5 protein-coding genes and 1 pseudogene are annotated in these 6,203 nt (G+C 67.3%); 3 read left to right on the top strand and 3 right to left on the bottom strand.

Annotated elements, in window-relative coordinates:
- Positions 1-499: 499 nt before the first annotated feature.
- Positions 500-1,654, bottom strand: coding sequence for a CocE/NonD family hydrolase (locus AW273_RS30355; protein ID WP_083950160.1), 1,155 nt, complete (start codon positions 1,652-1,654; stop codon positions 500-502).
- Positions 1,655-1,673: 19 nt separating this feature from the next.
- Between AW273_RS30355 and AW273_RS30350 the strand changes: the two are divergent.
- Together AW273_RS30350 and AW273_RS30340 are read left to right on the top strand one after the other, a co-directional pair.
- Positions 1,674-1,925, top strand: a pseudogene (locus AW273_RS30350) (IS3 family transposase); the annotation flags it as partial.
- Between the two features lie 418 nt (positions 1,926-2,343).
- A complete protein-coding gene (locus AW273_RS30340; protein ID WP_062355600.1) occupies positions 2,344-3,351 on the top strand; it encodes a WD40 repeat domain-containing protein in 1,008 nt (335 codons plus the stop codon).
- A 175-nt stretch (positions 3,352-3,526) separates the two neighbouring features.
- Here AW273_RS30340 and AW273_RS37580 read toward each other — a convergent pair whose 3' ends face one another.
- Both AW273_RS37580 and AW273_RS39510 read right to left on the bottom strand, forming a co-directional pair.
- Positions 3,527-4,141 carry a hypothetical protein gene (locus AW273_RS37580; RefSeq protein ID WP_157556314.1) on the bottom strand — a complete coding sequence of 205 codons (615 nt, stop codon included), beginning with the start codon at positions 4,139-4,141 and terminating at the stop codon, positions 3,527-3,529.
- Positions 4,142-4,298: 157 nt separating this feature from the next.
- Entirely contained in the window at positions 4,299-4,736 is a 438-nt protein-coding gene (locus tag AW273_RS39510) for a zinc finger domain-containing protein (RefSeq protein WP_439648646.1), read from the bottom strand.
- 346 nt (positions 4,737-5,082) lie between these two features.
- Here AW273_RS39510 and AW273_RS30330 point away from each other — a divergent pair, with 346 nt between their 5' ends.
- On the top strand, positions 5,083-6,201 hold the full coding sequence (locus AW273_RS30330; RefSeq protein WP_062355635.1) for an acyl-CoA dehydrogenase family protein: 1,119 nt from the start codon (positions 5,083-5,085) through the stop codon (positions 6,199-6,201).
- Positions 6,202-6,203 lie beyond the last annotated feature (2 nt).

Below are 6,203 nucleotides of genomic sequence, written 5' to 3'. Positions count from 1 at the left end.
GGTGTGGGTTCGGCGGTGGCGGGCGTCGTTATGAGGGAAGCGGACAGCCCCAGCGCGGCTATCAGCGCGGTGCGGCGGTATCTACGGCCTAAGACACCAGTTCTCGGTCGGTATACGTTCACTCCGGCCTTTCTGATCGACTTGATCAAACCGGAGGCGATCCTCACATGAAGTAAATCTGGAAGTAAAGGCATTTTTCGAGGCTCAGGGATTTCTCGGGGTCGCGGTTCCGGCCATATTCCCAGGTTGCGGTCGGCCTAATGTCCGGACCTCGGAGAACCCTCTGAAATGCGCAAATGCCGACGATCCCCGACTCTGAGGTTAATTCCGCGTCATTTATATACGACAATTGCCGTCAGTGGCCCCGCGTGGCGCTGATACGGAATTGTGGGCGCGTGCAGCACTTGTAGCAATCGGCGACAGATGAACGAACCTACCGTTGGACGGCAGCCGCGTGGATTGGCGCACGACGCGGACCGGATGTCGGGGTGACCGTCGATCAGCGTGCTGGGATGGTCACCGCGGACGCGTGTGCTTCGTCCTGGAAGAGTTCGAAGGCCGTCGTGTGTGCTGTCGTCGCGTGCGCGGCGGGTTCAACGCCGCCGAGGTTGCGGGCGAATCGGGGGAAGGCGCCGGCGGAGACCTGGACGCGGAGCCGGTGTCCCTTCTTGAAGCGGTAGGCGGTCGGCGACAGGTGCACGGTGGCGCGGGTGGCGCCGTCGGTGGTCACGTGCACGAGGTCGTCGCACAGCCGCACGAACACGTCGACGCTGGGCCGGTTCGCGCGTACCCAGACGTCCGCGGTGACTTGGCCGATGACCTCCAGGTCGTCGGTGAGCGGTGTTCCGGTGAAGGTGAGCACGTCGGGGCGCTCTTCCAGTTTGCGGTTGTCGACGGGGCCGGCCCCGGTGGGGTTGAGCTTGGCTCCGCCGAGGGAGGGTGTCGGATCGTTCGGGTCGTAGATGAACGTCGACGGCGGTTGTGCGGATCCCGCCGTGCCGGCCAGGGTGCCGTCCGCGCGCAGATGCAGTTGCCGGGGCTCGTACCCGGCAGGTGGCCATGAGGCGAAGTCGCGCCATTCTTCGGCGCCCATCACATACAGCCGCACCGGGGCCTGGTGCGGGGGCTCCTGGCCGGTGGCGACGGCGGAGGCCCACTCGACGACCTGGGTGATAGAGGCACCCATGCCGCGCGGGTCGGCGTGCCACCACGGGCCGACGGTCAGCCGGGGCTGGCGGCCGGCGTCGACGAGGGTGGTGAAGTCCTGGAGCTGGTCGGCGAGGAAGATGTCGTACCAGCCGGTGACGGAGCTGACCGGCACGGTGACGTCCGCGACGGTGCCGCTGCGGTCCAGGCCCTCCAGGTAGGTGCTGCTGGGGTCGTGGCGCACGATTTGCTGGAAGAATTCCGACGTGCGGCCGAGCATCACCTGATCGACGTCCGTGACGGGGAGTGTGTTCATCGCGTTCGCGATGCGGCGGCGGTCCGCGCCGACCATCGACCGGAGCAGGTAGCCGCGCCGCTCCTGCGCGGCGGGCAGGGATGAGCCGTTGCGGCGCTGGGGGGCGGTGTTCCACGAGAAGTTCGTGATCGTCTCGAGGTCGACCCTGCCGGGCCGCATCAGGCCCAGCGCGAGCCGGGAGGAGGTGTTCATCGAGAAGTTCAAGCAGGTGTTCGGGGTCGAGCCGATCTGCCGTGTGCTCAGCCGGCACGGGATGAAGATCGCAACCAGCACCTACTACGCCGCTCTGGGCAGGCGTGCTTCCGCCCGCGCGGTGCGAGACCAGCGGTTGAAAGCCGAGATCAGCCGGGTCCACGCCGACAACTACGGTGTCTACGGTGTCCGGGAGGTCTGGCGGCAGTTGCACCGCGAGGGTGTCGAGGTGGCGCGCTGCACGGTGGCCCGCCTGATGCGTGAACTCGGGGGGTAGCGTGAGATCCGGTACAGGCCCAGGCGGGCGATGCGTTCCATCGAGGGACGCAGGGGGAGCGCGGGGCGGGGGGAGCCATTCCACCCCGGCGTCGTCAACGGGGAGGTCGCCGAGGTTGATTGGGAGATTGGCCCCGCGTTCGACGGCGACCAGGTCCTCCTCCAGGGAGGTCGGCAGTCGGTCCCACACGCCGGAGCCGTTGGGGCGTTGGAGCACGTCGAGTGCTTCGTCCAGCGTCATGGCGACTGTCTGGTGCCGCCGGCTTTGTGGGCGGAGCCGGGCGGCCGGATCAGCCCATGGTGGAGGCCGCTCATCGGCATGGCGTCGTAGGTGAAAAAGCTGCGCTCCAGGGCTCTGTGGACGTCATTCACCCGCAAGTCAGGCACAACCGCGATCTTCTACACCTGACCACATGACGATTTCTCGCCGCACGCTCCTGCTGGGCGGCGCCGGCGTCCTGGCCGGGGCCGGTGTGACGGCCGCGTTCGGGTTGGCCGGCGGCGACTCCTCACCCGTAGTTGAAGTTGTTGGCGAGCACCAGGACGCCGTGCTCGCAGTGGCGTTCAGCCCTGACGGGAAGACGCTGGCCACGGCCGGCGCCGATCGGACCGTTCACATCTGGCCCATGGCCAAGGGAGTGCCAGGCGCGGTCCTGACCGGCCACGCGGGAGCTGCTGCCGCAGTGGCGTGGAGCCCCGACGGGCGCGTCCTCGCCGTCGCCGACACGACGGCCGTGTATTTGTGGGACGTCGCCGGCAGGCGGCGGATCCGCACCTTCGACAACTCTTCGCACAGCCCGTCGGTGGCCTTCACCCCTCGGACGAACACACTGGCGGCCACCGGCAGCAGGGGAGAGAAAGAAGCTGGGGTGTGGCTGTGGAACTGGACTGCGGACAAGGATCCCGACTTTCTGCCGGAACCCGGCCATTCGGCGTGGACGGAGACGCTGGCGATCAGCCCAGACGGGGGCTACCTCGCGATGGCGGCCGCGGAATGGGAGGTGTACGTCTGGGATCTGCGGCGCCGGATCAATTTCCGGCTGGCCGGGGAGCCGCTCACCTCCGTCCTGGCGTTCAGCCCCGACGGGCGCACCCTGGCCAGCGCCGGGATGCAGGGGAGCGTCGTTCTCTGGGACTACACGCGAGAGAAGTACCTCAGCCAGATTGTCGATCGCGGCACCATCGGCGCCGGCGACAACCGCGACGTGCAGATCAAGGCGCTGGCATACCGCCCTGACGGACGGATTCTCGCCGACGGGAACGGGAACGGAACCGTCCAGCTCTGGGACCTCGGCGCCGACAGGCTCGCGCACACCCTGACCCATCCGGGTGACGTCAACGCGGTGGCCTTCAGCCCCGACGGGCGAACCCTCGTCAGCGCCGGGTCCGACCGCGAGATCCGGATGTGGACTGACCTGTAAGCCACAAGTCGGGCACGACCGCGATCTGCCGCCGCCCCTCGTTGCCGGGCGCGGGCGGCGATGGCGTCGTGGGCGACCGACGGTGTCGTCAGGCTTGGGGCTGCCCGCGGCCCGATGCCGGGTCTCGCGATCGGCCGGCTCTCCCGGGACTCCGCGGGAAAGCTCGGCCGGCGCGTCAGCTCCAGGTCGCGCGTTTGAGCACATCCGACAGCGCTCGGGTGTTCCAGACGTCGACTATCAGGATCTTCGACGTGGGCAGGAACCACTCCCGCTGGGTGAAGCTCGCCGTCCGCCTGCCCTCGTCGTTCGTCAAGCACAGGTTGGGCCATGCGGTGTACATGGCCCTGTGGCCGCGTCCCACCTGGCGCAGACCTGTCGAGGTCGCCTTCTCATTGCCGGGGTACCAGCTGGTCTTGGCGTTGAACGGGCAGGGGACCACGCCGCTGAAGGGATGGAACTGCTCCTTGCCCGTGTAGGTGAGGGAACCACCCCCGACCGGAACATTGGTGAACGCCTTTGGGCCGAACACCCAGAATCCCCGGCAGTTTGGGGCGAAAGGCTCTGGATTTTTACATTTTCCGGTCACCACCACGACCCTGTCCCCGTCACGGTGCACCTTCCAGCCGGCGGGGATCTTCAGGTTCATGCCCCGGAAGGAGAAGACCTTGGTCTGCGGAGCCGACAGACTCGGGGAAACCGCCGAAAGTTCCGACGCGGCCGAGGCCGCGGCAGGAGCGACGAGCACGGCGACCGCGGCCGGGACGATGAGGACAGAAAATCTCTTTCGCATGGTGACAACTTATCCGTCCATACTTGTCGATCTCTTGCATTTCAGTTGGAGCCTCCATTTGGAGAAGCCGCGCGCGATCACACTTGTAGCCTTCAAGAACATTGCTGGAGGCCTTTTTCACCAGTAGCTTCCGCCATTGGTGTCAGTCGCCGATTTCTTAATCAGGGAGAAAGTGACATGTCTGAAACCGCGCCAGCCGCCGGCGATTAGAACGAACGGTGGGTGGGCCTCGCGCCGGCCTGTGGGGTGCGAAACCGGCCGATCTGCATACACATACCGACGACACGTGGGGCAAGACGCCCGCCTGGTCATAGGTCACTGGGTCGTCGGCGGAAAGATCGTGGAACGGGTGAGCTCTGCGGGCGGCCCGGTGCGGCCCGAGAGTGTGCTCGGTTTCGATCAGCAGGAGCAGGTTGCCGAAGACATCGGCGGTCAGGAAGCGTTCGGCGATCCAGGTGAGGATCGGGCGGGCCGCGGCCAGAGCGACACGGTCAGCGTGCGGCGGGCGGGTGCGTCCATCGCGACGGCGGCACTTGTGGCCCGCCGGAGCCTGACAAGCGGGGCAGCCGAGGGAAGCGGGCGCATCGCTCACCATCGCCCGCCGGACAGCGCGGGGCAACCCCGCAAACGCGGGTGTGGCGACGGAAGTGCCTTGCCGACCCGGATGGTCTCCAGACATCCATGATCGCCGACCGCATTCGCCGCGTTGATCGTTTATCGCCATGTCGGCGACCTGCGAAATCTAAAGTCTTTTAGAATTCCCAGAATTCTTTCAGATGGCCCAAGTAAAGGTGAAAACTATTCATTCTGCCCACCTCAGCTGCGACGATGCTTCCGACAGTTGACGCTAACACTTGCTGTGCGTAGGCTCGCCCTGTCGACTCGCAATTTCGCGCGAGATTATTGACTCCTTTCGCGCATATCGAAAGTGGTGAATGGTCATGCCCATCGATCACGCCGCCCTGGACGCCGTCGTACAAGACACCATCGCCCCTCAGGCCGCCGAGACGGACCGTTCCGGAACCTTCCCCAGGGCGAGCATCGACGCCCTAACCAAGGCCGGACTGCTCGGCCTGATCAGCGCCGAGGAGGTCGGCGGCCGAGGGCAGGACATGAAGGCCGCCGCCGAGGTGATCGAGCGGGTCGCGGGGGTGTGCGGGTCGACCGCGATGATCCTGCTGATGCACTACTCCGCCACGGCGCTCATCGAGGCGCACGGCGACAAGGCCACCCGCGAGGCGATCGCCGGCAACGGCCACCTCACCACGCTGGCCTTCTCCGAGACCGGTTCCCGAAGCCACTTCTGGGCGCCGCTGGGCACGGCGGCGGCCGACGGCGAGGAGGTGCGGCTCGACTCCGACAAGAGCTGGGTCACCGCCGCCGGAGAAGCCGACAGCTACGTGTGGTCGAGCCGCCCCCTGGCCGCCGACGGGCCGATGACCATCTGGCTGGTGTCCAGTGACGCGGCCGGGCTCGATGTCGGCGGGCCCTTCGACGGGTTCGGGTTACGCGGCAACGCCTCCAACCCCGTCAAGGGCAAGGGCGTGACGGTCTCCCGCTCGGCGATGCTCGGCGCCGACGGCGAAGGGCTCAACCAGGCGCTGGCCTCGGCGCTGCCGTTCTTCCTGGTGCTGAACGCCTCCTTCTCCCTGGGCCTGATGGAGGCGCTGGTCGCCAAGGCCCACGACCACCTCGTCGGAGCCCGCCTCGACCATCTCGGGCAGTCGCTGGCCGAGCAGCCACAGCTGCGTGCCGCGTTCGCGCAGCTGCGCACCCGTACCGACACGGTGCGCACTTTCCGTGACGACACGCTGGCCGCGCTCGGCACCGGACGCGCCGACGCCACGCTGCGAGTTCTCCAGGTCAAGGCCGTCGCCGGCGAAGCGGCGGCGGAGGTAGCCGACGGAGTGATGCGCGTCTGCGGCGGCTCGGCCTTCCGCAAGTCCACGGGCGTGGAGCGGCTGTTCCGCGACTCGCTCGCCGCGCGGGTGATGGCCCCGACCACCGAGGCCCTGCACGACTTCGTCGGACGGGCCACGCTCGGCCTGCCGCTGTTCTAGGA

It is taken from the genome of Herbidospora yilanensis (assembly GCF_001570565.1).
GTDB lineage: Bacteria > Actinomycetota > Actinomycetes > Streptosporangiales > Streptosporangiaceae > Herbidospora > Herbidospora yilanensis.
Note: the sequence above shows the minus strand (reverse complement) of the source record. Positions and strands in the feature narration are given on the sequence as shown.

What these genes read in the sequence shown, in the direction of transcription:
- AW273_RS39510 (WP_439648646.1), bottom strand. Translation starts at nt 4,736, where the DNA reads ATGGTGAGCGATGCGCCCGCTTCCCTCGGCTGCCCCGCTTGTCAGGCT.
- AW273_RS30355 (WP_083950160.1), bottom strand. Translation starts at nt 1,654, where the DNA reads ATGAACACCTCCTCCCGGCTCGCGCTGGGCCTGATGCGGCCCGGCAGG.
- AW273_RS30340 (WP_062355600.1), top strand. Translation starts at nt 2,344, where the DNA reads ATGACGATTTCTCGCCGCACGCTCCTGCTGGGCGGCGCCGGCGTCCTG.
- AW273_RS30330 (WP_062355635.1), top strand. Translation starts at nt 5,083, where the DNA reads ATGCCCATCGATCACGCCGCCCTGGACGCCGTCGTACAAGACACCATC.
- AW273_RS37580 (WP_157556314.1), bottom strand. Translation starts at nt 4,141, where the DNA reads ATGCGAAAGAGATTTTCTGTCCTCATCGTCCCGGCCGCGGTCGCCGTG.